Source organism: Variovorax sp. VaC1, assembly GCF_043658315.1.
Classification (GTDB): Bacteria; Pseudomonadota; Gammaproteobacteria; order Burkholderiales; family Burkholderiaceae_C; genus Variovorax.
The window spans coordinates 43,041-66,277 of the sequence record NZ_JBIGLT010000008.1 but is presented as its reverse complement, the minus strand read 5'-3'; the positions used below and the strand labels follow the sequence as shown (position 1 = coordinate 66,277).

The 23,237-nt window shown below is 64.9% G+C and carries 26 protein-coding genes; 23 read left to right on the top strand and 3 right to left on the bottom strand.

The features are described from left to right. On the top strand, positions 1-1,020 hold the full coding sequence (locus ACGLHS_RS28250; RefSeq protein ID WP_093236554.1) for a S49 family peptidase: 1,020 nt from the start codon (positions 1-3) through the stop codon (positions 1,018-1,020). A 4-nt stretch (positions 1,021-1,024) separates the two neighbouring features. Here ACGLHS_RS28250 and ACGLHS_RS28245 read toward each other — a convergent pair whose 3' ends face one another. Genes ACGLHS_RS28245 through ACGLHS_RS28235 form a run of 3 tightly spaced genes read right to left on the bottom strand, consistent with a single transcriptional unit; the run spans position 1,025 to position 3,524 of the window. Further along, a complete protein-coding gene (locus ACGLHS_RS28245; RefSeq protein ID WP_394485162.1) occupies positions 1,025-2,182 on the bottom strand; it encodes an MFS transporter in 1,158 nt (385 codons plus the stop codon). Between the two features lie 2 nt (positions 2,183-2,184). Continuing rightward, a complete protein-coding gene (locus ACGLHS_RS28240; RefSeq protein WP_394485161.1) occupies positions 2,185-2,946 on the bottom strand; it encodes an SAM-dependent methyltransferase in 762 nt (253 codons plus the stop codon). After that, entirely contained in the window at positions 2,943-3,524 is a 582-nt protein-coding gene (locus tag ACGLHS_RS28235) for a Maf family nucleotide pyrophosphatase (protein ID WP_394485160.1), read from the bottom strand. The genes ACGLHS_RS28240 and ACGLHS_RS28235 overlap by 4 nt, the downstream gene beginning before the upstream one ends. 82 nt (positions 3,525-3,606) lie before the next feature. On the opposite strand from ACGLHS_RS28235, the gene ACGLHS_RS28230 reads away from it, so the two are divergent. From ACGLHS_RS28230 to nagZ, 22 genes are all read left to right on the top strand, one after another. Beyond that, the gene (locus tag ACGLHS_RS28230) at positions 3,607-4,164 is read left to right on the top strand and encodes a YceD family protein (RefSeq protein WP_394485158.1); all 558 of its coding nucleotides are present in this window, start codon (positions 3,607-3,609) and stop codon (positions 4,162-4,164) included. A 164-nt stretch (positions 4,165-4,328) separates the two neighbouring features. Beyond that, positions 4,329-4,511: a 50S ribosomal protein L32 gene (rpmF, locus tag ACGLHS_RS28225; protein WP_007830466.1), complete on the top strand. Its 183-nt coding sequence runs from the start codon at positions 4,329-4,331 to the stop codon at positions 4,509-4,511. 61 nt (positions 4,512-4,572) lie between these two features. Beyond that, positions 4,573-5,670 (top strand): phosphate acyltransferase PlsX, encoded by a 1,098-nt coding sequence (gene plsX, locus ACGLHS_RS28220; protein WP_394485157.1) that lies wholly within the window; start codon positions 4,573-4,575, stop codon positions 5,668-5,670. Then, positions 5,670-6,647, top strand: a complete 978-nt coding sequence (locus ACGLHS_RS28215; protein ID WP_394485156.1) for a beta-ketoacyl-ACP synthase III — start codon at positions 5,670-5,672, stop codon at positions 6,645-6,647. Before plsX ends, ACGLHS_RS28215 begins: the two co-directional genes overlap by 1 nt. Positions 6,648-6,698: 51 nt before the next feature. Continuing rightward, on the top strand, positions 6,699-7,652 hold the full coding sequence (gene fabD, locus ACGLHS_RS28210) for an ACP S-malonyltransferase (RefSeq protein ID WP_394485155.1): 954 nt from the start codon (positions 6,699-6,701) through the stop codon (positions 7,650-7,652). Between the two features lie 30 nt (positions 7,653-7,682). Beyond that, complete coding sequence (gene fabG / locus ACGLHS_RS28205) at positions 7,683-8,426, top strand: 3-oxoacyl-ACP reductase FabG (RefSeq protein ID WP_093236562.1); 744 nt, start codon at positions 7,683-7,685, stop codon at positions 8,424-8,426. Between the two features lie 100 nt (positions 8,427-8,526). After that, positions 8,527-8,766, top strand: a complete 240-nt coding sequence (acpP, locus tag ACGLHS_RS28200) for an acyl carrier protein (RefSeq protein WP_007830471.1) — start codon at positions 8,527-8,529, stop codon at positions 8,764-8,766. Positions 8,767-8,865: 99 nt separating this feature from the next. Then, positions 8,866-10,110: a beta-ketoacyl-ACP synthase II gene (gene fabF, locus ACGLHS_RS28195; RefSeq protein WP_093236563.1), complete on the top strand. Its 1,245-nt coding sequence runs from the start codon at positions 8,866-8,868 to the stop codon at positions 10,108-10,110. Positions 10,111-10,123: 13 nt separating this feature from the next. Continuing rightward, a complete protein-coding gene (locus ACGLHS_RS28190; RefSeq protein WP_394485153.1) occupies positions 10,124-10,606 on the top strand; it encodes a hypothetical protein in 483 nt (160 codons plus the stop codon). A 10-nt stretch (positions 10,607-10,616) separates the two neighbouring features. After that, a complete protein-coding gene (rpoE, locus tag ACGLHS_RS28185) occupies positions 10,617-11,291 on the top strand; it encodes an RNA polymerase sigma factor RpoE (RefSeq protein WP_093236565.1) in 675 nt (224 codons plus the stop codon). A 17-nt stretch (positions 11,292-11,308) separates the two neighbouring features. Next, positions 11,309-11,980 carry a sigma-E factor negative regulatory protein gene (locus tag ACGLHS_RS28180; RefSeq protein ID WP_394485152.1) on the top strand — a complete coding sequence of 224 codons (672 nt, stop codon included), beginning with the start codon at positions 11,309-11,311 and terminating at the stop codon, positions 11,978-11,980. Positions 11,981-12,003: 23 nt separating this feature from the next. Continuing rightward, positions 12,004-13,074, top strand: coding sequence for a MucB/RseB C-terminal domain-containing protein (locus ACGLHS_RS28175; protein ID WP_394485151.1), 1,071 nt, complete (start codon positions 12,004-12,006; stop codon positions 13,072-13,074). 105 nt (positions 13,075-13,179) lie between these two features. Next, a complete protein-coding gene (locus ACGLHS_RS28170) occupies positions 13,180-14,667 on the top strand; it encodes a DegQ family serine endoprotease (protein ID WP_093236568.1) in 1,488 nt (495 codons plus the stop codon). A 522-nt stretch (positions 14,668-15,189) separates the two neighbouring features. Continuing rightward, a complete protein-coding gene (lepA, locus tag ACGLHS_RS28165; RefSeq protein ID WP_093236569.1) occupies positions 15,190-17,001 on the top strand; it encodes a translation elongation factor 4 in 1,812 nt (603 codons plus the stop codon). A 7-nt stretch (positions 17,002-17,008) separates the two neighbouring features. Continuing rightward, on the top strand, positions 17,009-17,974 hold the full coding sequence (lepB, locus tag ACGLHS_RS28160) for a signal peptidase I (RefSeq protein ID WP_394485150.1): 966 nt from the start codon (positions 17,009-17,011) through the stop codon (positions 17,972-17,974). Positions 17,975-18,005: 31 nt separating this feature from the next. Further along, complete coding sequence (locus ACGLHS_RS28155) at positions 18,006-18,374, top strand: DUF4845 domain-containing protein (protein ID WP_093236571.1); 369 nt, start codon at positions 18,006-18,008, stop codon at positions 18,372-18,374. Between the two features lie 17 nt (positions 18,375-18,391). Continuing rightward, positions 18,392-19,078, top strand: a complete 687-nt coding sequence (rnc, locus tag ACGLHS_RS28150; protein ID WP_093236572.1) for a ribonuclease III — start codon at positions 18,392-18,394, stop codon at positions 19,076-19,078. Positions 19,079-19,085: 7 nt separating this feature from the next. Beyond that, a complete protein-coding gene (era, locus tag ACGLHS_RS28145) occupies positions 19,086-20,051 on the top strand; it encodes a GTPase Era (protein WP_394485149.1) in 966 nt (321 codons plus the stop codon). A 143-nt stretch (positions 20,052-20,194) separates the two neighbouring features. Beyond that, a complete protein-coding gene (gene recO / locus ACGLHS_RS28140; RefSeq protein WP_394485148.1) occupies positions 20,195-20,965 on the top strand; it encodes a DNA repair protein RecO in 771 nt (256 codons plus the stop codon). Next, positions 20,962-21,726 (top strand): pyridoxine 5'-phosphate synthase, encoded by a 765-nt coding sequence (locus ACGLHS_RS28135; protein WP_394485147.1) that lies wholly within the window; start codon positions 20,962-20,964, stop codon positions 21,724-21,726. The genes recO and ACGLHS_RS28135 overlap by 4 nt, the downstream gene beginning before the upstream one ends. A gap of 13 nt (positions 21,727-21,739) precedes the next feature. Further along, the gene (gene acpS / locus ACGLHS_RS28130) at positions 21,740-22,147 is read left to right on the top strand and encodes a holo-ACP synthase (protein ID WP_394485146.1); all 408 of its coding nucleotides are present in this window, start codon (positions 21,740-21,742) and stop codon (positions 22,145-22,147) included. Further along, on the top strand, positions 22,144-23,235 hold the full coding sequence (nagZ, locus tag ACGLHS_RS28125; protein WP_394485145.1) for a beta-N-acetylhexosaminidase: 1,092 nt from the start codon (positions 22,144-22,146) through the stop codon (positions 23,233-23,235). Before acpS ends, nagZ begins: the two co-directional genes overlap by 4 nt. Positions 23,236-23,237 lie beyond the last annotated feature (2 nt).

The window sequence follows — 23,237 nt, the reverse complement described above, 5'->3', positions numbered from 1 at the left end:
ATGACCGACCCGAACCGAACTGAACCCGAAGGGTTCGAACCATTTGAGCCGGCCACCCCCAAGAACATGGCCAAAGATCCCACCCAACGTCCCGGCTGGGAGCGCGCGACGCTCGAGAAACTTGCCTTCGCCGCACTGAGCGAGCAGAAGGCCACGCGCCGCTGGAAGACTTTCGTGCGTCTGTCTTGGCTTGCCTTCTTCATCTTCCTGGCGTGGTTCGCGCTCTCGCGCAGCACGCCGAGCACCGCCAAGACCACGGCGCACACGGCCGTCGTCGAGATCAAGGGCGAAATCGCCGCCGGTGGGGACGCGAGCGCGGAGTTCGTCGTCGCCGCCATGAAGACGGCCTTCGAGGACGATGGTGCCAAGGGCGTGGTCTTGCTGATCAACTCGCCCGGCGGCAGCCCGGTGCAGGCCGGCATCATCAACGACGAGATCAAGCGGCTGAAGGCCAAGTACAAGAAGCCGATCTACGCCGTGGTCGAAGAGACCTGCGCCTCGGCGGCTTACTACATCGCCGCCGCCACCGACAAGATCTATGTCGACAAGGCCAGCATCGTCGGCAGCATCGGCGTGCTGATGGACGGCTTCGGCTTTACGGGCGTGATGGAAAAGGTCGGCGTCGAGCGCCGCCTCTTGACCGCAGGCGAGAACAAGGGCTTTCTCGATCCGTTCAGCCCGATGAGCGATGCGCAACGCGCCCATGCCCAGACGATGCTGAACCAGATCCACGCGCAGTTCATCAATGTGGTGAAGACCGGCCGCGGCGACCGCCTGAAGCTCGATACTCCGGGCCTCTTCAGCGGCTTGTTCTGGAGCGGCGAGCAAGCCGTCGAGTACGGCCTGGCCGACCAACTGGGCAACGTTGACTACGTGGCACGCGAAGTGATCAAGGCCGACGAGGTGATCGACTACACGCGCCGCGACAACGTGGCCGAGAAGCTGGCGAAGAAGTTCGGCGCCTCCATGGCTGAGACCACGGTGCGCCTGATGCAGAGCTACACGCCGGCGCTGCGCTGATTCGCTACGGCCGGTTTTCGTCGCTGGCGGTGTAGCGCGCAGAAGCCGCCAGCGCGATGGCGAAAACCACGACCACATAGAGCGCGGCGGTCAGCGAGGTCGCCCGCGCCAGCAGGCCGATCACCGCGGGGCCTGCCATGAATCCCAGGTAGGCCACCGCGGACACCGACGTGATGCCGCGCGCCGGCTCGATGCCCGGCACCTTCGCCGAGGCGGAGAACAGGATCGGCACCACGTTGGCAAAGCCGACCCCCACGCCCGCAAAGCCGATCAGAGCCAGCCAGGGCAGGTCGGTGAGCAGCACCAGCGTCATGGCCGCCGCGGCGAGCAGGCCGCTGCCAAGCAGCAGTGCCGTTGGCTGGAAGCGGGCGCGCATCGCATCGCCCCCGAAACGCGCCGCCGCCATGGCCGCCGAGAAACTTGCATAGGCCAGTGCCGCTTGCTGCTGCGGCGCACCGATCTCCTGCTGCATATAGAGAACGCTCCAGTCGTAGATCGCGCCTTCGGCGATCAGGCCCAGTGCGGCAAGCACGCCCAACACTGCCAGCGTGCCGCGCGGCAGGCGAAAGCTGTGATCGGCGGCAGCCCCGTCGCCTGCGGAGGCGGGTTTCGGCAGCATGTATGCCGAAGCCGCGGCAACGACCAGCACCATGGCGCCGGCCACCAGCAGCAGGTGCGCCTGTGCGCCGAGCCCTGCGGCAAGTGCCGCGCTGCCACTGGCGGCACCGGCCATGCCGCCAAGGCTGAACATGCCATGCATGCCGCTCATCAACGGCGTGCCGCCGAGCTGTTCGAGCTGTGCCGCCTCGGTGTTGATCGATACGTCGAACACACTGGTGACCAGGCCGAAGGCCGCGAGCAACACCAGCAGCGCTGCATAGTTCGGCACGGCGATCAGGCCGGTCAGCAGCAGCGCATAGATGCAGCCGCAGATGCCGGCCATGCGGCGTGGGCCGTGGTGCCCGATCCAGCGTCCCGCGCTGGTCAGTCCGAACATCGCGCCGGCGCCGGCTGCGAGCATGGCCAGCCCAAGCTCGGCTTCGTCGATGCCGTAGTGCGCCTTCACCGTGGGCACGTGCACGCCCCAGGTCGCGAAGATGAAGCCGGCGGAAAAGAACTGCGCGCGCGAGGCCCAGCGCGTGCCTGCGGTCACGGCCACCATCGTCAGCGACCGATCGCGAACACGGCGGGCAGGCGCTCGTCCGTGGCGGCTTGCGGCTTGGCGCGCCAGCTCTTCACGGTTTCACTGCGCACGTGGGCGGTGGCCAGCGTGAGGCCGCGTGCCACGGCGAGGCGGGTGTTGTGCTGCAGCGTCTGCACAAGGGCCTGCTGCAGCGCTGCGTTGCGATAGGGCGTTTCGATGAACAGCTGTGTCTGACCACTCTTGAGCGCAAGCGCCTCGAGTTCGCGAATGCGGGTCTGACGCTCGCCGGCATCCTGCGGCAAATAGCCGACGAAGGCGAAGTTCTGGCCGTTGAGGCCGCTGGCGGCCAGCGCCAGCAGCAGCGAGACTGGGCCAGTCAGCGGTACCACGGTGATGCCGAGGTCGTGCGCGGCACGAGCCACCGACGAGCCCGGGTCGGCCACCGCGGGCATGCCTGCTTCGCTGAGCAGGCCGATGTCGTGGCCTTCGAGTGCGGCGGCCAGCAAGGGGCGGGCATCGAACTGGCCTGCGTGATCGCCTTTCTTGTGCACTTCGCGCGGTAGTTCCTGGATGTTCTGCGCCTGCAGTGGCGCGGCCAGCGGAGCGACGGCATCGATGCGCTTCAGATAGGCGCGCGCGGACTTGGCGTTCTCGCAGATCCAGTGCGTGATGCCCGCGGCGGCCTGCAGCGTGCCCAGCGGCAGGGCATCTTGCAGCGGGGCTTGAATGTCGCAGCCGAAGTCGAGCGGCGCGGGGACGAGGTAGAGCTTGCCGTGCGTCACAGGAGTTCGACCCCCGCGGCGCGCAGCATCTGGCAGGTGCGGATCAGCGGCAGGCCGACCAATGCGGTCGGGTCGTCGCTGTCGATGGCGTTCAGCAGCGCGATGCCCAGGCCTTCGCTCTTGGCGCTGCCGGCGCAGTCGTAGGGTTGCTCGGCCAGAAGGTACTGCTCGATGACTGCGTCGCTGAGGTCGCGGAACACCACGCGAACTGGCGCGATGTCGCGCTGGACGAAGCCCGTCGCGTGGCAGACGACGGCCACGGCGGTCTGGAATATCAGCGTCTGGCCGCGCATGCGGCGCAACTGGGCGGTCGCGCGGACGTGGTCGCCAGGTTTGCCGAGGGCTTCACCGGCCAGGTCGGCCACCTGGTCGGAGCCGATGACCACCGCTTCGGGGAAGCGAGTGGCCACGGCATTGGCTTTTTCGAGCGCCAGGCGGATGGCCAGGTCGCGCGGCGCTTCACCGGCCAGGGGTGTTTCGTCGACTTCGGGCGACTGCACGTCGAAGGGCAGTCGCAGGCGGTTCATCAGCTCGCGGCGGTAGCGCGAGGTCGAGGCGAGGATCACAGTGCGTTGCATGGGGACGATTGTGCGTGAGCAGTCCAAAACCCTCTCGCATGCCCGGTGTGGGGAAGCCGGCCGGCGCGATAGACTGGCGTGGATGAACAGAGAATTTGCCCCCGAACGGCTCAACGTGCCCGCTTTTGCAGCGGCCGCCGCATCCATCCAGGCTGCGGACCCGGTTTCCAATTACCCGCGCCTGGTCGCCGAGCTGGCGGCGCCGGCGCCCGATGCCGGGGTCCATTGGGAGGCTACCGCCGAAGAGCGCCCCGGTGCGGACGGCAAGCCGACAGCCTGGCTGCATCTGGACGCCGAAGCGGCGGTGCCGCTGGTTTGCCAACGCTGCCTGTCGCCCGTCGACACTGTGCTGTCGGTCGACCGCTGGTTCCGTTTCGTGGCGGACGAGGCCACGGCCGAAGCCGAAGACGAGGAATCCGAAGAGGACCTGCTGGTCATCAGCCGGGATTTCGACCTCCATGCCTTGATCGAGGACGAGCTTCTGATGGAAATTCCGGTCACGCCCGTCCACGACGTCTGCCCGACGCCGATCCAGCTTTCGTCCAGCGACGACGACTTCCAGGCGGCCGAAGAGGCCAAGCCGAACCCCTTTGCGGTGCTCGGAGCGTTGCGTTCGCGCAAGCCGGAAGAGGGCAAGTAGCCCTTTGCCGCAGGCTGGGCTATAATCATGGGCTTCGCGCGCGCCGCCGTGAGCAGCAATACAGAAAAAGGCATTCCATACATGCCGCCAGCCTTTTTGGTTTTTTTGTATTGCCACCGCTTGAGCCCGCATCCAATCACTCACCTAACAGTCCAGGAGCCATCATGGCCGTCCAGCAAAACAAGAAGTCGCCTTCCAAGCGCGGCATGCACCGTTCCCACAATGCGCTGGTCGTGCCAGGCATCGCCGTGGAGCCGACCACCGGTGAAACGCACCTGCGTCACCACATCAGCCCCAACGGTTTCTACCGTGGCCGCCAGGTGCTCAAGAACAAGTCTGAAGCCTGATCTCGCATCCCAAGGCCGAGGCCCGAAGCTACTTCCTTCGTAGCGTCGGGCCTTTGTTTTGATGGCTACGTCTTCTTCTTTCGAATCCGCTGCTGCGCCTTCTGCAATCACGCTCGCCGTGGATTGCATGGGGGGCGACCATGGGCCGCGCGTCACGCTTGCGGCCTGCCGCGCGTTTCTCGAGCGGCACAGCGAGGCTTCGCTGTTGCTGGTCGGTGCGCCGGCTGCGCTGGCGGGCTTCGCCGCACATCCACGTGCCCGCATCGTCGCTGCCAGCGAGGTGGTGGGCATGGACGACCCTGTCGAGATCGCATTGCGCAAGAAGAAGGATTCTTCGATGCGTGTCGCGATCCAGCAGGTGAAGGATGGCGCCGCACAGGCGGCCATCTCGGCCGGGAACACCGGCGCGCTGATGGCCATTGCGCGCTATCTGCTCAAGACGCTCGACGGCATCGATCGCCCGGCCATTGCGCCGCAACTGCCTAACGCCAAGGGCGGGGCGACAACCGTGCTGGACCTTGGCGCGAACGTCGATTGCGATGCCGAAGATCTGCTTCAGTTTGCCGTGCTCGGCTCTGCCCTCGTTTCAGCCTTGACCGGCAACGAGGCGCCATCGGTGGGCCTGCTCAATATTGGCGAAGAGGCCATCAAGGGCAGCGAAACGATCAAAAAAGCAAGTCAATTGCTGCGTACGGCCGCCAACTCCAAAGATTTGAATTTCTACGGCAACGTTGAAGGCAACGACATCTTCAAGGGCACGACCGACATCATCGTTTGCGACGGTTTTGTTGGAAACGTGGCACTGAAGGCCAGCGAAGGCGTGGCTTCGATGATTCAGGAATTCATTCGGGCTGAGTTCTCTCGAAACATCTTTACCAAACTGGCGGCAATTGTTGCTTACCCGGTCTTAAAAGCTTTCAAAGGCCGGGTGGATCACCGCCGCTACAACGGCGCGGCACTTCTGGGGCTGCGTGGCCTGGTTTTCAAAAGCCATGGTTCGGCTGACGAAGTGGCTTTCGGCCATGCGCTGGATCGCGCTTATGATGCCGCTCGCAACAACCTGCTCGATCGCGTGCGGGCCCGCATCGCCCACGCCGCGCCATTGCTCGCGCGGCAGGAACCGGCGGCGCCGGTCGACGCGACGGCCCTTCACGTTTGATGACCCCTTACTCACGCATTACCGGCACCGGCAGCTACCTGCCCCCACGCCGCGTGACCAATGACGACCTCGCCAAGGATCTGGCGGCACGCGGCATCGAGACTTCCGACCAATGGATCGTCGAGCGCACGGGCATCCATGCGCGCCACTTCGCCGCGCCGGACGTCACCAGCAGCGATCTCGGTTTCGAAGCCGCCAAGCATGCCCTGGAGGCTGCCGGTCGCAAAGCCAGCGATGTCGACCTGATCATCGTCGCGACTTCGACGCCCGACATGGTGTTTCCGTCGTCGGCCGCCATCCTCCAGCACAAGCTCGGCATTGCCGGCTGCCCGGCGTTCGACGTCCAGGCGGTCTGCAGCGGGTTTGTCTACGCGCTGACCGTTGCCGACGCGATGATCCGCACCGGCACGGCGCGCTGCGCACTGGTGATCGGTGCCGAGGTGTTCTCCCGCATCCTCGACTTCAATGACCGCACCACTTGCGTGTTGTTTGGCGATGGCGCCGGCGCCGTGGTGCTCGAGGCCAGCGAAGAACCAGGCATCCTGGCCAGCGATCTGCATGCCGACGGCAAGCACGTCGGCATTCTTTGCGTGCCGGGCCATGTCTCGGGTGGCAACGTGCTGGGCACGCCGCTCCTGCACATGGACGGCCAGGCCGTGTTCAAGCTTGCGGTTCGCGTGCTCGAAGAAGCGGCGCGCGCCACGTTGACCAAGGCGGGCAAGACCGAGGCCGATATCGACTGGCTGATTCCGCACCAGGCCAACATCCGCATCATGGAAGGCACGGCGAAAAAGCTGAAGCTTCCGCGCGAGAAGCTGATCGTCACGGTCAACGAGCACGGCAACACGTCGGCTGCCTCGATTCCGCTGGCGCTCGACGAGGCTGTGCGCTCCGGCAAGGTGAAAAAGGGCGAGACCCTCATGCTCGAAGGCGTGGGCGGTGGCTTCACCTGGGGTGCGGTGCTATTGAATCTGTAGCATGCTGCGGTACCTCGATGAGGGCCGCCATGCGATATGACGTGTAAAACAATGAAATCCTTTGCTTTTGTCTTCCCGGGTCAGGGTTCGCAGGCTGTCGGCATGCTCGACGCCTGGGGCGATCACCCGGCCGTGGTCGAAACCCTGCGCGAAGCCTCTGATGCGCTGGGCGAAGACGTCGGCGCGCTGATCAAGAGTGGTCCCAAGGAAGACTTGGCGCTTACCACCAACACCCAGCCCGTGATGCTGGTCGCAGGCGTTGCCGCATGGCGTGCCTGGCTGGCCGAAGGCGGCGCAACGCCTTCGGTGGTGGCGGGGCATTCGCTGGGTGAGTACTCGGCGCTGGTGGCCTCCGGCGTTTTGACGTTGGCTCAAGCGGCGCCGCTCGTGCGTTTTCGCGCGCAAGCCATGCAGCAGGCAGTGCCGGTGGGCGTGGGCGCGATGGCGGCTGTTCTCGGCATGGAGTCCGGCAAGGTCGTGGCGGGCTGCGCGGAAGCGACTGCCACGTTCGGCCCGGGCAGTGCCGAGATCGTCGAGGCCGTGAATTTCAATGACCCGATGCAGACGGTGATTGCCGGCAGCAAGGCTGCAGTCGACAAGGCGTGTGAGCTGCTGAAGGCCAACGGCGCCAAGCGTGCGCTGTTGCTGCCCGTGTCGGCGCCGTTCCATTCGAGCCTGATGAAGCCGGCCGCCGAGGCGCTGCGCGAAAAGCTGGCCAGCCTGACGCTGGCGGCGCCGCAGATTCCGGTGCTGAACAACATCGACGTGGCGATCGGAACCGATGCGGACCGCATCCGCGACGCGCTGGTGCGTCAGGCCGCGGGCCCGGTCCGTTGGGTCGAAAGTATCCAGGCCTTGAAACTGCGCGGCGTAGCCGCCATCATCGAGTGCGGCCCTGGCAAGGTGCTGGCTGGCATGGTGAAGCGCATCGCCCCCGATCTCGAAGCCGCGTCGGTGTACGACCCGGCAACGCTCGCGGAAACCCGACAATCGCTCGCCGGCTGACCGGCGCAAGGCCCCGATACTTTTTCTCTTATGAGTATTCCCAAATTCGAAGGGCAAGTCGCCCTGGTCACCGGCGCATCGCGCGGCATCGGCGCGGCGATCGCGCTGGAGCTTGCCCAGCGCGGCCTGAAGGTCGTGGGCACCGGCACCACCGACGAAGGTGCGGCAAAGATCACTTCGGCCCTGAGTGCCTTTGACGGCCGCGGCCGTGCACTCGACGTGAACGACGGCGCTGCCGTCGAAGCCCTGATCGACGAGATCGTGAAGGCCTACGGTGCCATCCACGTGCTGGTCAACAACGCCGGCATCACGCGCGACACGCTCGCCATGCGCATGAAGGACGACGACTGGGATGCGGTGCTCGATACCAATCTCAAGGCCGTCTTTCGCCTGTCGCGCGCGGTGATCCGACCCATGATGAAGCAGCGCTATGGCCGGATCATCAGCATCACCAGCGTGGTGGGCGCCTCCGGCAATGCCGGGCAAGCTAACTACGCGGCCGCCAAGGCCGGCGTGTCGGGGATGACCCGCGCGCTGGCCCGTGAACTCGGCAGCCGTAACATCACCGTCAACTGCGTCGCACCCGGTTTCATCGAAACCGACATGACGGCCAGCCTCCCGGAAGCCCAGCAACAGGCGCTGCTCCAGCAGATCCCGCTCGGCCATCTGGGCAAGCCGGCCGACATCGCGCATGCAGTGGCGTACCTCGCATCGCCCCAGGCCTCCTACGTGACAGGGCAAGAACTGCACGTCAACGGCGGCATGCACATGTAGCCGCAAGGCGCAATCTTTTCCCGCACCGGACGCACGGCAAATGCCACAATGCGCCCGGCTAAAATCCACCGATTACTTACAAACCCTCAGAGGGAACCAAATGAGCGATATCGAAGCACGTGTCAAGAAAATCATCGCCGAGCAACTCGGCGTGGAAGAGTCCCAAGTGACGAATGAAAAGGCCTTCGTGGCCGACCTCGGCGCCGACTCGCTCGACACGGTCGAACTCGTGATGGCACTCGAAGACGAGTTCGGCATCGAGATTCCCGACGAAGACGCCGAGAAGATCACCACGGTGCAAAACGCCGTCGACTACGCCACCAAGAATCAAAAGGCCTGATCGGCCAGCTGACAACACTGCGTCTGCGGCCGGCGGTTTTTCTTTGAACCGCATGCGCCGACAGGCCGTTGTACAGCGCTTCCAGAAAGGTTTGCCGGCATGACCAAACGCCGCGTCGTCGTGACCGGACTCGGTTGCATCGCTCCTGTCGGAAACACCGCAACCGAATCCTGGGCCAACCTGTTGGCCGGGAAGTCGGGCATTGCGAACATCACCGCGTTCGATGCAAGCGCTTTCGCCTGCAAGTTCGCCGGTGAGGTCAAGGGTTTCGACATCACCCAATACATCTCGGAGAAGGAAGCGCGTCACATGGACCGCTTCATTCATCTGGGACTCGCCGCCGCCATCCAGGCGGTGCAGGACAGCGGACTGCCGACCGGCGACGCACTGTCCTATGAAGAGGCCGTGCGCATCGGCTGCAACATCGGCTCCGGCATCGGCGGCCTGCCGATGATCGAAGAAACGCACGGTGAATACGCGAGCCGTGGCCCGCGCCGCATTTCGCCGTTTTTCGTGCCGGCATCGATCATCAACATGATCTCGGGCCACGTGTCGATCAAGTACGGCTTCAAGGGCCCGAACATCGCCGTCGTCACCGCCTGCACCACCGGCTTGCATGCCATCGGAACGTCGGCTCGCATGATCGAGTACGGCGATGCCGACGTGATGATCGCGGGCGGTGCCGAGTCGACCATTTCGCCGCTCGGCATTGGCGGCTTCACGGCGCCCCGCGCGCTGAGCACCCGCAATGACGACCCCACCACGGCTTCGCGCCCTTGGGACAAGGACCGCGACGGTTTCGTGCTGGGCGAGGGCGCCGGCGTGCTGGTGCTCGAAGAGTACGAACATGCCAAGGCGCGCGGCGCCAAGATCTACGCGGAAGTCTCGGGCTTCGGCCTGACCGGCGACGCGTACCACATGACCGCGCCCGACGTCGACGGCCCACGCCGCTCGATGGCTATGGCACTGGCCAATGCCGGCGTCAATGCCGACGAAGTCCAGTACCTCAACGCGCACGGTACCTCGACGCAGATCGGTGACGTCAACGAGACCAACGCGGTCAAGCTCGCCTTTGGCGATCACGCGAAGAAGCTCGTCGTCAATTCGACCAAGTCCATGACCGGCCACTTGCTGGGCGGCGCGGGCGGCATCGAATCGGTGTTCACCGTGCTTGCGCTGCATCACCAGAAGAGCCCGCCGACGATCAACATCTTCAACCAGGATCCGGAGTGCGATCTCGACTACTGCGCCAACGAGGCGCGCGATCTGAAGATCGATGTCGCGGTCAAGAACAACTTCGGCTTCGGCGGCACCAACGGCACGCTGGTGTTCAAGCGCGCTTGAGCATTGCTCTTTCATGCACAGCGCACCGTCGGTGACCTATCCGGTGGGGCGCTCGCGTGGCGCGACCCGGATTCTGATTGCCCTCTGGGCCCTGGGTGCCATCTGCGCTGGCGCATCCTGCTATCTGTTCGATAGCGTTGGATGGCGCCAGCTGCTGCTGGTTTTCAGTGTCGTGTTCTCGGGCGTCGCTGCCGGCTTCGGCTTGCGGCGCGATGGCGCTGCCGTCCTGCATTTTGACGGGCTCCGCTGGTCCCTGACGGGTGCCGATGCAAGCCGCTCCGTTCACGAGGCGCAAGCGACAGTTGCGCTCGATTTCCAGTCGCTGATGCTGGTCCGGCTCGCCGAGCCTGGCCGCGCTCGGCGCTGGCTCTGGATCGAGCAGAGGGCGATGCCAGAGCGCTGGCGCGACGTGCGTCGCGCGGTATATTCGCGCGCTCCATCTGCAGCGCCTGCTGCCGACCCCTGGCGCGCGACGGCTCCCGCCGACGCGCCCTGAACCTCCCTCGATGACAACTTCTCCGCCGCCTGTGCCACCGGACTCCGGCCTGACCGACGCGTCCGCCGAGGCACCGCGCCCGGGCGAGGTCGATTTCCAGCTGGTCCAGCGCACGGTGGCGGGCGACCAGAAGGCCTTCGAGCTGCTGGTCGTCAAGTACCAGCGCCGCATCGAGCGCCTGATCGGCCGGATGGTGCGCGATGTCGACCTGATCGAGGACATCGCGCAGGAGACCTTCATCCGGGCCTACCGCGCGCTGCACCAGTTCCGTGGCGAGGCGCAGTTCTACACCTGGCTCTACCGGATCGCCGTCAACACCGCCAAGAAGGCGCTGGTGGACATGAAGCGCGATCCGACCGTCTCCGAAAGCGCCTTGCGGCCCTCTTCTGACGACGACGATGAAACTTACCGTCCTGGAAACGAACCAATCAGCGACGAAACCCCCGAATCAGTCATGGCGGCGAAGGAAATCGCCAATGTGGTCGAGACGGCCATGGACGCACTTCCGGCCGAGTTGCGCCAGGCGGTCACGCTGCGCGAGATCGAGGGCATGAGTTACGAAGAGATTGCCGAGGTCATGGATTGCCCTATCGGCACGGTGCGTTCGCGTATTTTTCGGGCGCGAGAGGCCATTTCGGCCAAGGTCAAACCGCTGCTGGACAACCAGTCCGGCAAGCGTTGGTAAGCAAGCAGGTGAATGAAATGAATCAGACGATGACGGTTCGGGAACAGGTGTCCGCACTTGCGGATGGTCATTTGCAGGGCGAGGCGTTCGCACAGGCGATCGATGCGGTCTGCAACGAGGGCGACTCGCGTGCCGCCTGGCAGGCCTACCACATGGTGGGCGATGTCCTGCGTTCGGGTTCTCATGCGCCGTGCAGCGACACCTCAGCGTTTCTTGCGCGCTTTCAGCAGCGGCTGGCAGCCGAGCCGGTTGCCGTCGCGCCTGTGTTGACGCCCGTTGCGGTGGCGGCGGCCGTGCCTGCGCAGCGCAGGGTCGAGGCCGCCAACGAGCCGGTGTTCCGCTGGAAGCTGGTGGCAGGCGCGGCCTCGCTGGTCGCAGTGGTGGCCGTCAGCTGGACGCTCGTCGGCAACGGCGCGGCGATCCCGCAAACCGGCGCGCAGATCGCGTCGGCCCAGCAGCAACAACCGGCGGTGAATTCGGTTCTCGCCGTCGCAACCACGAATGGCCAGCAGCCAGCCGGTGCGACATTGACCCCGACCCGGGTGATCGTCGGCAACGGCGCGCCGCAGGTCATGCTGCGCGATCCACGGCTCGATCAATTGCTCGAAGCGCACCAGCAGGCTGGTGGTGCTTCGCAAATGCCTTCCGGATTCCTGCGCAACGCCACCTTCGAGGGGCCTACGCGCTGAGTGCGCGCCCTTAGCTGCCCGTAATGACCGTTCAGATGCCGATCTCCGCACGCGCCTGCGTGCTTGTGTTTGCAGCTTTTTGCCTGGCGCAGGTTGCCACCGCGCAGACCCGCTCGGGCTCGACGAATGCGAAGAGTGCGGCAACCGCGCAGACGGACGAGCCGCCGGCGATGAGCGTGACCGAGTGGCTGCAGCGCATGCACGCGGGTGCTCGGCAGCGCAACTATGTGGGCACTTTCGTGGTGTCGGCACCGGGTGGCGATCTGTCGAGTGCACGCATCTGGCACGTGCGCGATGGCGATCACCAGATCGAGCGCATCGAGGCGCTGTCGGGGCCGCAGCGTTCGACCTTCCGGCGCAATCGCAACGTCATGACCTTCCTGCCCGAGGTGAAGGTCGTCAAGGTCGAGAAGCGCGAGAACCTCGATCTCTTCCCGAATCTCCCTGAAAAGCCCGACTCGTCGATCAGCGATTTCTACGACGTGCGGGCCATCGGCAAGGACCGCGTGGCCGGCTTCGATGCCGACGTGGTGCAACTGGTGCCGCACGACGGACTGCGCTTCGGCTATCGCATCTGGAGCGAGCGCCGCTCGGGTCTCGTGGTGAAGCTTCAGACCATCGACAGCGAATCCCGCGTGGTGGAGCAGTCGGCGTTCTCCGAGCTGCAGCTCGATGCGCCGATCAAGGCGCAGGCCCTGGCGCAAATGATGGCCAACACGTCCGGTTATCGCATCGAGAAGCTGGAGCTCGAGCGCACCACGGCGCAGGACGAAGGCTGGGCTCTCAGTACACCCGTGGCCGGATTCAAGCCCCGAAGCTTCTTCCGGCGTCCGGCCAGCGATGGCAAGTCGTCCAAGCCAGACGCGACGACGGTTCAATGGACCTTCTCCGATGGCCTCGCTTCGGTGTCGCTTTTCATCGAACGCTACGACGCGGTGCGCGCGCCCCGCGATGGCGTGCTGACCATCGGCGCGACCAACGCAATCCGTCGTCGCCTGCCTGAGCCGGCCAGCGACTGGTGGTTGACCGCCGTTGGCGAAGTGCCGCAGCAGACACTCAACGCATTTGCCCAGAGTCTTGCGCGCACGCGCTGACGGGCCACGAACGCGAAAGCTGCTCCCCTTGCGCTGAACCAAGCATGCGCCGCAGACTCACAGCATTTGTTGTTTTAGCCGCTCTGTTCTTTTGAAAGAAAACCGATGATCTTCAAAGTCGAGGGACACAAGCTTCGTTCCGGCCTGCTGGCTTTTGCGCTTGCGGTGACTGCGGGTGCCACCTTCCTGCCGGTCGAGTCGGTCCACGCGCAGACGCGCACGCTGCCCGACTTCACCGATCTGGTCGATCAGGTCGGCCCCTCCGTGGTCAACATCCGCACCGTCGAGAAGGTTGCGCAGCGCGGCGGTGGCAACGGCGAGATGGACGAGGAGATGCAGGAGTTCTTCCGCCGCTTCTTCGGCCAGCCGCTTCCAGGCGTGCCGCGCCAGGGGCCGCGTTCGAACAAACCCCAGCAACAGCCTCAGGAAGAAGAGCGTCCACGCGGCGTGGGCTCCGGTTTCATCCTGACGCCCGACGGCTATGTCATGACCAACGCACACGTGGTGGAAGACGCCTCGGAGGTCATGGTCACGCTGCCCGACAAGCGCGAATTCAAGGCCAAGATCGTCGGTGCCGACAAGCGCACCGACGTCGCGGTCGTCAAGATCGAGGCCACGGGCCTGCCGGCCGTGAAGGTGGGTGACATCTCCAAGCTGCGCGTGGGCGAATGGGTGATGGCCATCGGCTCGCCCTTCGGCCTCGAGAACACCGTCACCGCGGGCATCGTCAGCGCCAAGCAGCGCGACACCGGCGAATACCTGCCGTTCATCCAGACCGACGTGGCCATCAACCCCGGCAACTCGGGCGGCCCGCTGATCAATATGCGCGGCGAAGTGGTGGGCATCAACAGCCAGATCTACTCGCGCTCGGGCGGCTTCATGGGCATCTCGTTCTCGATCCCGATCGATGAGGCGATCCGTGTCAGCGACCAGTTGCGCACCTCGGGTCGCGTCTCGCGCGGCCGTATCGGCGTGCAGATCGATCAGGTCACCAAGGATGTGGCCGAGGCCATCGGACTGGGCAAGGCGCAGGGCGCGCTGGTGCGTGGCGTCGAAGCCGGATCGCCGGGCGAGAAGGCGGGTGTCGAGCCGGGTGACGTCATCACCAAGTTCGACGGCAAGCCCATCGAAAAGCCGAGCGATCTGCCGCGCCTCGTGGGCAATACCAAGCCGGGCACCAAGAGCACGCTCACCGTGTTCCGCCGCGGTGCCTCGCGCGACCTGAGCGTGACCATCGCCGAGATCGAGCCCGATAAGCCTGCCAAGCGTGGAGCCGACAAGGACGAGCCGGCGCCGAAGCCGTCGGCTTCCGCTGCCGCCAAGTCGCTGGGCCTTGCGGTGAGCGATCTCAGCGATGCACAGAAAAAGGAACTCAAGCTCAAGGGCGGCGTGAAGGTCGATACCGCCAGCGACGCCGCTGCGCGCGCCGGTCTGCGCGAGGGCGACATCATCCTGGCCGTTGGCAATATCGAGGTCGCCAACGCACGGGAATTCGAGTCTGCCATTGGGAAAGCCGACAAGAGCAAGGCGCTCAGCGTGCTGTTCCGCCGGGGGGACTGGGCCCAATACGCCCTGATCCGTCCCGCACGCTGATCTGACGCTGGCGTCAAGTGGCCCCACCCGGCAGTCGGGTTTGGGGCCGTTTTTTTGAGGTGTTTACGACGTTCCGGCGCCGGGCTTGAAAAAAATCTGGGTGCCGGAAGGCGATGATTTTTGTTTGTGCCTACTAACTTGCGGCGGGGCTAAGGACGGTTTTCGGTAGAATAGGGCCACCTCGGCGGGTGGTCAGCGCATAAGGAGTGCAATGACCTTCACGATGCGAGATGTCAGACAGCAGTCCACCGGTGCTCCACAGATCGCCCACAAGTTGTTCAGTGAGTGCTCCACCGATCCTGTTGATAAGCTGTTTATATCTTTGATGTTGTGGACCTGCAACGACCCCTTTGGACCCTGTTCCCGGATGTACGTGCTTCCCTTTTTGCCTACAATGAAGTTCCAACTACTGCAGTTGCCATTGCTTGTTGGTTCAGGGCGCGTCTCCAGAAGACGCGCCCTTTTTTCTTGCCCGTCGCACTCTGCGGCCGAGCCAATTCAAGTACTTAAGCGTTCCCGTTGATGAATCACATCAGAAATTTTTCGATCATTGCGCACATCGATCACGGCAAGTCGACGCTCGCAGACCGTTTGATCCAGCGTTGCGGTGGTCTCGCAGAACGCGAGATGGAAGCGCAGGTGCTCGACTCGATGGACATCGAAAAAGAGCGTGGGATAACCATCAAGGCGCAGACCGCTGCGCTGCACTACAAGGCACGCGACGGACAGGTCTACAACCTCAATCTGATCGACACGCCGGGCCACGTCGACTTCTCTTATGAAGTGAGCCGCTCGCTGTCGGCATGCGAAGGCGCGTTGCTCGTCGTCGATGCATCGCAGGGCGTCGAAGCGCAGACCGTGGCCAACTGCTACACCGCGCTCGACCTCGGCGTTGAAGTGGTGCCGGTGCTCAACAAGATGGATTTGCCGAACGCGGATCCCGACAACGCGCGCACCGAAATCGAAGACGTGATCGGCATCGACGCGACCGATGCGATTCCATGTTCCGCCAAGACGGGCCTGGGCATCGACGAGATTCTCGAAGCCATCGTCCACAAGATGCCTGCGCCGCGCGGCAATCCCGACGGTCCGCTGCGCGCGATGATCGTCGACAGCTGGTTCGACCCGTACGTCGGCGTCGTCATGCTGGTGCGTGTGGTCGACGGCCGGCTCGTGAAGGGCGAGCGCATCAAGATGATGGCGTCTGGCGCGATGTACAACGCCGACAGCGTGGGCGTGTTCACGCCCGCCAACGAACCGCGCCCTTCGCTCGAAGCGGGCGAGGTGGGCTACATCATCGCGGGCATCAAGGAGCTGCAGGCGGCCAAGGTCGGCGACACGGTCACGCTGATCAAGCCGGGCACCGGCGGTGCGGCGGCCACGGCCACCGAAGCGCTGCCGGGCTTCAAGGAAATCCAGCCGCAGGTCTTTGCCGGTCTCTACCCGACCGAAGCCAGCGAGTACGACTCGCTGCGCGATGCGCTCGAAAAGCTCAAGCTCAACGATTCGTCGCTGCGCTACGAACCCGAGGTGAGCCAGGCGCTGGGCTTCGGCTTCCGCTGCGGCTTCCTGGGCCTGCTGCACATGGAAATCGTGCAGGAGCGGCTGGAGCGCGAGTTCGACCAGGACCTGATCACGACCGCGCCCAGCGTGGTCTACCAGGTGGTCAAGAACGACGGCGAAGTGATCATGGTCGAGAACCCGTCCAAGATGCCCGACGTCGGCCGCATGAGCGAGATCCGCGAGCCGATCGTCACCGTGCACCTCTACATGCCTCAGGAGTACGTCGGCTCGGTCATGACGCTGGCCAACCAGAAGCGTGGCGTGCAGATCAACATGGCCTACCACGGCCGCCAGGTCATGCTGACCTACGAGATGCCGCTCGGCGAAATCGTGCTCGACTTCTTCGACAAGCTGAAGTCGGTCAGCCGGGGCTATGCCTCGATGGACTACGAGTTCAAGGAATACCGTGCGTCGGACGTGGTGAAGGTCGACATCCTGCTGAACGGCGACAAGGTCGATGCGCTGTCGATCATCGTGCACCGCAGCCAGTCGCAGTTCCGCGGCCGGGCGGTGGTGTCGAAGATGCGCGAGATCATTTCGCGCCAGATGTACGACGTGGCGATCCAGGCCGCCATCGGGGTCACCATCATTGCGCGTGAGACAATCAAGGCGCTTCGCAAGAACGTGCTGGCCAAGTGCTACGGCGGCGACATTTCCCGCAAGAAGAAGCTGCTCGAGAAGCAGAAGGCGGGCAAGAAAAGAATGAAGCAGATCGGCTCTGTCGAGGTCCCGCAAGAGGCCTTCCTCGCGATTCTGCAAGTCGAAGACTGATCAAAAAATGGCATTCATCACCTCCCTGGTTCTCGCGGCATTTGCCGGCTATGTCGGCGCCTGGTATTTCGGCGTGATCGAAGGCAACTTCGCGCTGCTGCTGTTCCTGGCCACGGTGGTCACCGGCCTTTACTGGCTGGCGGAACGCTTCTATTTCCTGCCGAAGCGCGAGCAGGCCGCCGCCAAGCTCGAGGCCTCGATGGCCGAGCGCAACGCGCGGCTGGCCGGACAGGGCATCACGCAGGTCGACACGGTCGACGCCAAGGCGAGCGACCGGCTGCTGATGCAGCCCTGGTGGCTCGACTGGACCGCTGGCCTGTTCCCCGTGATCCTGGTGGTGTTCCTGCTGCGCTCGTTCCTGTACGAGCCCTTCAAGATTCCCTCGGGCTCGATGATGCCTACGCTGCTGACCGGCGACCTGATCCTGGTCAACAAGTTCACCTACGGCCTGCGCCTGCCGGTCATCAACACCAAGATCACCGACGGCACGCCGCTGGCGCGTGGCGACGTGGTGGTGTTCCGCTACCCGCCCAAGCCGAGCATGGACTACATCAAGCGCGTGGTCGGCATCCCGGGTGACGAGGTGGCGTACCTGAACAAGAAGCTCACGATCAACGGCAAGCCGATTTCCAAGGAGCCGGCCGCCGACTACCTCGACGGCGAATCGATGCGCCTGCTCAAGCAGTTCGACGAGAACCTGGGCGGCAAGCAGCACAAGATCCTCAACGACGACGCGGCCCCGTCTTTCGTGCCCGGCGCCAGTGACTTCCCGTTCCGTGAAAACTGCCGCTACTCCGTCGAAGGCGTGGTCTGCAAGGTGCCCGCCGGCCAATATTTCATGATGGGCGACAACCGCGATAATTCGGCGGATTCGCGCTACTGGGGCTTCGTGCCTGACCAGAACATCGTGGGCAGGGCTTTCTTCGTCTGGATGAATTTCAGCGATCTGGGGCGCATCGGTCCGTTTCAATAAGCAGTCAAAACTGTTCGAGGGGTAAGAGGGCATGAGAACAAACCGGTCTATCCGCAGCAGGGCGGCGCAACAGCGCGGCATCTCGTTCATCGGCTTGGTGTTCGTCGCGGTGGTGCTCGGCTGCCTGGGCGTGGTCGTCGCGCAGGTCATTCCGACGCTGATCGAATGGCAGGCGATCGACAAGGCCGCCAACAAGGCCAAGGAAGGCACGACCGTGCCCGAAGTGCGCGCGATCTTCGATCGTGCGCAGGCCATCGACGACTTCAAGTCGGTCAGTGGCAAGGACCTCGACATCAAGAAGGTCGGCGACAAGGTCGTCGTGTCGTACGCATACGAGCGCGAAATCCCGTTGTTCGGGCCGGCCTACCTGACGCTCAAGTACAAAGGCGAGACCCGCTGAACGCGGCGCTTAAGAAGGTGGACGGCAGCCTTGTCGCGCTGCAGGCGCGTCTCCAGCACAAGTTCTCCGACACCCGGCTGCTTCAGCTCGCGCTGACGCACCGCAGTTTTTCGGCCGATCACAACGAGCGCCTCGAGTTTCTCGGCGACTCGGTGCTGAACCTCGCGGTTTCCCACCTGCTCTACATCCGCCTTTCGGCACTGCCCGAGGGCGACTTGTCGCGCGTGCGGGCCAACCTGGTCAAGCAGGACACCCTGCACCGGCTGGCACTCGAGCTGGCACTGTCGCCGCTGCTGCGGCTCGGTGAAGGCGAGGCCCGCTCGGGCGGCCCCAACCGGCCGTCGATCCTGGCGGACGCGCTCGAGGCGCTGATCGGCGCCGTCTATCTCGATGCCGGCTTTGCCGCCGCGCAGGCGCTGGTGCACCGGCTGTATGAGTCGGTCGAAATCACGCCGCGCATGGAAGCGGCGGCCAAGGACCCCAAGACCGAATTGCAGGAATGGCTGCAGGGTCACAAAATGAAGCTGCCGGTGTACCGCGTGGCAGCGACGCTGGGCGCCGCGCACAAGCAGACTTTCGATGTCGAGTGCGAGGTGCCCGAGTTGGGCCTTCGCGAACGCGGCATCGGCGGCTCGCGCCGCGCCGGCGAGCAGGCTGCCGCGGCCGCCATGTTGATCCGGCTCAAGGCACGCGGCGCCGCGTGAAATCACAATGAACGATGCTATCAATCCCGTAGCGGAACCCGAAGACACCGCTGGCGGTTCGGGCACCACCGGCCCGCAGCACTGCGGCCTTATCGCCATCGTCGGCAAGCCCAATGTGGGCAAGTCGACGCTGCTCAATGCGCTGGTCGGCCAGAAGATCAGCATCACCTCGCGCAAGGCGCAGACCACGCGACACCGCATCACCGGCATGCGCACGCTGGGCGCGACGCAGTTCGTCTTCGTCGACACGCCGGGCTTCCAGACCTTGCACGCCAACGCGCTGAACAAGTCGCTCAACAAGACCGTGCAGGGCGCGGTCGGCGATGTGGACCTGATCCTGTTCGTGGTCGAGGCCGGCAGCTTCACGCCGGCCGACGAGCGCGTGCTCAAGCTGCTCGGCAAAGGCATTCCGACCGTGCTGCTGGCGAACAAGCTCGACAACGTGCACCGCCGTGGCGACATCGCGCCCTGGCTGCAGACCATGCAGGGCAAGCACAGCTTTGCCGAGTACGTGCCGATGTCGGCCAAGAACGCCAAGGACGTCGAGCGCCTGTTCGGCATCTGCGAAAAGTACCTGCCCGAGCAGCCCTGGTTCTACGACGAAGACGAACTCACCGACCGCAGCGAGAAGTTCCTGGCTGGCGAACTGGTGCGCGAGAAGCTGTTCCGCCTCACGGGCGACGAACTGCCCTACACCTCGACCGTCATCATCGACAAGTTCGAGGAAGAGCCGCCCCAGAAAAAAGGCCAGAAGCGCCTGCTGCGCATTGCCGCCACCATCGTGGTCGAGCGCGACGGCCACAAGGCCATGGTGATCGGCGACAAGGGCGAGCGCATCAAGCGCATCGGCATGGAAACCCGCGTCGAGCTCGAAAAGCTGGCCGATGCCAAGGTGTTCCTCGAGCTCTGGGTCAAGGTCCGCTCGGGGTGGGCCGACGACGAAGCGCGCGTGCGCTCCTTCGGCTACGAATAAGCACGGGCAAATCTCCAAGCTTGCTCGCTTTGTGCAGCCGCCAATTCCCTTGCAGGCGGTAACGCCAGCAGCCCGGCCAGGCCGGTTGCGCGGCGCCTGCCGGCTTCATCAAGCCTCGATGCTCCTCGACAGCGCGTACTGACATGGCTACCCACCGCGTTTCGCACGAACCGGCGTATGTGCTCCACCGCTACGACTGGAGCGAGTCGAGCCTGATCCTCGAGGTCTTCACGCGCCACCACGGGCGCATCGCGCTCGTGGCCAAGGGGGCGAAGCGCCCGAGCTCCAATTTCCGCCCGGTGCTGCTGCCGCTGCAGCCCCTGCAGCTCAACTACGGCGGCGACGCTGAGATCCGCACGCTCAAGGGCGCCGAATGGATGGGCGGCCACGTGATGCCGACCGGCGAAGCCCTGATGTCGGGCTACTACGTCAACGAGCTGCTGCTGCGCCTGCTTGCGCGGGACGACGCCCACGAAGCCCTGTTCGATGCCTACGCCGGCGTGGTGCAGGTGTTGGCGAGCGACCATGCCGGCGCCCAGGCCGCCACGCAGGCGGCCGCCCTGCGCGCCTTCGAGTTGCTGCTGCTGCGTGGGGTGGGCCTGCTGCCTTCGCTCGATGCGCAGACCCTCACGCTGGAGCCGCTCGCGGCCAGAACGCGCTACACCCTCGTGCCGGAAGCTGGATTGCGGCAGGCCACCAAGGAAGAAGCCGCGCTGACCGGCACCGACTGGCAATCCCTGCAAGGCGTGCTGGACGATCGCGCGCCCTTCACCGCCACGCTGCGCGAGATCGCCACCATGAACGCCGGCAGCAACAGCGCCCTGCGAAACCAGTTGCGCGCCTTGCTCAACTACCATTGCGGCGTGTCCACGCTGCGCACGCGGCAAATGATGAGAGATCTGCAAGCACTATGAGCACTTCAGGCCACGCCGGCACCACCTCGCTGTCCGTCAACCTCAACAAGGTTGCCCTGGTACGCAACACGCGCCACCTCGGCATTCCGAGCGTGGTGAAGGCTGCCCAGGCCTGCCTGGCCGCCGGCGCGCAGGGCATTACCGTGCACCCGCGGCCCGATGCGCGCCACATCCGCGCGCATGACGTGAGCGACCTGTCCGCGTTGCTCGCCAAGGACTGGCCCGGCATCGAATTCAACATCGAGGGCAACCCCTTCCAGAACCTGATGGACTTCGTGCGCACGCTGAAGCCGCATCAGGCCACCTTCGTGCCCGACAGCGAAACCCAGTCGACCAGCGACCACGGCTGGACTTTTCCCGACGACGCCGAGCGCCTGCGCCCGCTGATCGCTGAAGCCAAGGCACTGGGCGTGCGCGTCAGTCTGTTCATGGACCCGATCCCCGAGATGATGGCGGCGGTCAAGGCCGTGGGCGCCGACCGCGTCGAGCTGTACACCGAAGGCTATGCGGCCTCGCGGGGCCGGCCGGACGAACAGGCCGTGCTCGCGCGCTATGCCGAGACTGCGCACGCCGCGCTGGCTGCAGGCCTTGGCGTCAACGCCGGCCACGACCTGAGCCGCGACAACCTGACCGCCTTCCTGCGCGCCGTGCCGGGTGTGCAGGAGGTTTCCATCGGCCATGCCTTCGTCGCCGATGCGCTCGAACTCGGCTATGCGGCCACCACGCGCGACTACCTGCGTTGCATCGACGAGGCACGGTGAACGCCTGCGCAGCATGATCTACGGCATCGGCACCGACATCTGCGACCTGCGTCGCATCGCGGCGACCTTCGAGCGCCAGGGCGAACGCTTTGCCCGCAAGGTGCTGTGCGACGCCGAGTTCGCGGTCTGGCAAGCCCGCAGTGCGCGCTGGCCCAAGCGCGGCATCAGCTATCTCGCGACGCGCTTTTCGGCCAAGGAGGCTTTCAGCAAGGCCATCGGCCTGGGCATGCGCATGCCCATGACCTGGCGGCTGTGCGAGATCGCCAACCTGCGCAGCGGCAAGCCGGTGATCGTGCTGCACGGCGAACTCAAGGAGTGGTTCGAGGCCAAGGGTCTCACGGCTCACGTGACCGTGACGGACGAAACAGAATACGCCGCGAGCTTCGTGGTGGTCGAACGCCAGGGCACCCACGACGCATGACAACGACAACAACAAGCCTCCACGCGCCGCTGATCATCGACATCGCGGCCACCGAACTCAACGACGCCGACCGTCGGCGCCTTGCCAATCCGTTGGTGGGCGGCGTGATCCATTTCGCGCGCAACTGGCGCGACCGCGCGCAGATGACAGCGCTCAACGCCGAGATCAAGGCAATCCGGCCCGACCTGCTGATCTGCGTCGACCACGAAGGCGGGCGCGTGCAGCGCTTTCGCACCGATGGCTTCACCCGGCTGCCCTCGATGCGTGCCCTGGGCGAGTTGTGGATGAGCGACGCCATGCGTGCCACGCAGGCCGCCACGGCCGTCGGGTATGTGCTGGCCGCCGAGCTGCGTGCTTGCGGCGTCAACTTCAGCTTTGCACCGGTGCTCGACCTGGACTACGGCGGGAGCAGCGTCATCGGCAGCCGCAGCTTTCATCGCGATCCACGCGTGGTCGCGCTGCTCGCCAAGAGCGTGATGCACGGCATGCTGCAGGCGGACATGCGCAACTGCGGCAAGCATTTTCCGGGGCACGGTTTCGTCGCGGGCGACTCGCATGTCGAGATCCCGGTCGACAAGCGGGGCCTCAAGGCCATCCTGGCCGACGACGCGCGGCCCTACGACTGGCTGGCAGGCACGCTCACCGCGGTGATGCCGGCACACGTGATCTACCCGAAGGTCGACAAGCGGCCGGCCGGCTTTTCAGCCAGATGGCTCCAGGACATCCTGCGGCAGCGGCTGGCTTTCGACGGTGTGATCTTCAGCGACGATCTCAGCATGGAAGCCGGGCGCTACATCGACGGCCAGTTGCTCAGCTACGCCGATGCTGCACTGGCGGCCATCGATGCGGGTTGTGACCTGGCGCTGCTGTGCAACCAGAGCATCGGCGATGGTGCACCGCTCGACGAATTGCTCGAAGACTTCGGTGCGGCCCGGGACGCGGGCCGATGGGCGGGCAAGGCTGCGAGCGAAGCCCGCCGCCGGGCATTGCTGCCGCGCTCGGCATCGCTGTCGTGGTCCGCGCTCGCGGATTCGAGTCCATACCAGGGGGCCATGCGCCTCCTCTCGCAAGGCGATCTGGTGGAGTAGCG

Excerpts from the sequence above, each read along its gene's own strand:
- ACGLHS_RS28250 (WP_093236554.1), top strand. The coding sequence starts at position 1 with ATGACCGACCCGAACCGAACTGAACCCGAAGGGTTCGAACCATTTGAG.
- ACGLHS_RS28245 (WP_394485162.1), bottom strand. The coding sequence starts at position 2,182 with ATGGTGGCCGTGACCGCAGGCACGCGCTGGGCCTCGCGCGCGCAGTTC.
- ACGLHS_RS28235 (WP_394485160.1), bottom strand. The coding sequence starts at position 3,524 with ATGCAACGCACTGTGATCCTCGCCTCGACCTCGCGCTACCGCCGCGAG.
- ACGLHS_RS28230 (WP_394485158.1), top strand. The coding sequence starts at position 3,607 with ATGAACAGAGAATTTGCCCCCGAACGGCTCAACGTGCCCGCTTTTGCA.
- rpmF (WP_007830466.1), top strand. The coding sequence starts at position 4,329 with ATGGCCGTCCAGCAAAACAAGAAGTCGCCTTCCAAGCGCGGCATGCAC.
- plsX (WP_394485157.1), top strand. The coding sequence starts at position 4,573 with ATGGCTACGTCTTCTTCTTTCGAATCCGCTGCTGCGCCTTCTGCAATC.
- ACGLHS_RS28215 (WP_394485156.1), top strand. The coding sequence starts at position 5,670 with ATGACCCCTTACTCACGCATTACCGGCACCGGCAGCTACCTGCCCCCA.
- fabD (WP_394485155.1), top strand. The coding sequence starts at position 6,699 with ATGAAATCCTTTGCTTTTGTCTTCCCGGGTCAGGGTTCGCAGGCTGTC.
- fabG (WP_093236562.1), top strand. The coding sequence starts at position 7,683 with ATGAGTATTCCCAAATTCGAAGGGCAAGTCGCCCTGGTCACCGGCGCA.
- acpP (WP_007830471.1), top strand. The coding sequence starts at position 8,527 with ATGAGCGATATCGAAGCACGTGTCAAGAAAATCATCGCCGAGCAACTC.
- fabF (WP_093236563.1), top strand. The coding sequence starts at position 8,866 with ATGACCAAACGCCGCGTCGTCGTGACCGGACTCGGTTGCATCGCTCCT.
- ACGLHS_RS28190 (WP_394485153.1), top strand. The coding sequence starts at position 10,124 with ATGCACAGCGCACCGTCGGTGACCTATCCGGTGGGGCGCTCGCGTGGC.
- rpoE (WP_093236565.1), top strand. The coding sequence starts at position 10,617 with ATGACAACTTCTCCGCCGCCTGTGCCACCGGACTCCGGCCTGACCGAC.
- ACGLHS_RS28180 (WP_394485152.1), top strand. The coding sequence starts at position 11,309 with ATGAATCAGACGATGACGGTTCGGGAACAGGTGTCCGCACTTGCGGAT.
- ACGLHS_RS28175 (WP_394485151.1), top strand. The coding sequence starts at position 12,004 with ATGACCGTTCAGATGCCGATCTCCGCACGCGCCTGCGTGCTTGTGTTT.
- ACGLHS_RS28170 (WP_093236568.1), top strand. The coding sequence starts at position 13,180 with ATGATCTTCAAAGTCGAGGGACACAAGCTTCGTTCCGGCCTGCTGGCT.
- lepA (WP_093236569.1), top strand. The coding sequence starts at position 15,190 with ATGAATCACATCAGAAATTTTTCGATCATTGCGCACATCGATCACGGC.
- lepB (WP_394485150.1), top strand. The coding sequence starts at position 17,009 with ATGGCATTCATCACCTCCCTGGTTCTCGCGGCATTTGCCGGCTATGTC.
- ACGLHS_RS28155 (WP_093236571.1), top strand. The coding sequence starts at position 18,006 with ATGAGAACAAACCGGTCTATCCGCAGCAGGGCGGCGCAACAGCGCGGC.
- era (WP_394485149.1), top strand. The coding sequence starts at position 19,086 with ATGAACGATGCTATCAATCCCGTAGCGGAACCCGAAGACACCGCTGGC.
- recO (WP_394485148.1), top strand. The coding sequence starts at position 20,195 with ATGGCTACCCACCGCGTTTCGCACGAACCGGCGTATGTGCTCCACCGC.
- ACGLHS_RS28135 (WP_394485147.1), top strand. The coding sequence starts at position 20,962 with ATGAGCACTTCAGGCCACGCCGGCACCACCTCGCTGTCCGTCAACCTC.
- acpS (WP_394485146.1), top strand. The coding sequence starts at position 21,740 with ATGATCTACGGCATCGGCACCGACATCTGCGACCTGCGTCGCATCGCG.
- nagZ (WP_394485145.1), top strand. The coding sequence starts at position 22,144 with ATGACAACGACAACAACAAGCCTCCACGCGCCGCTGATCATCGACATC.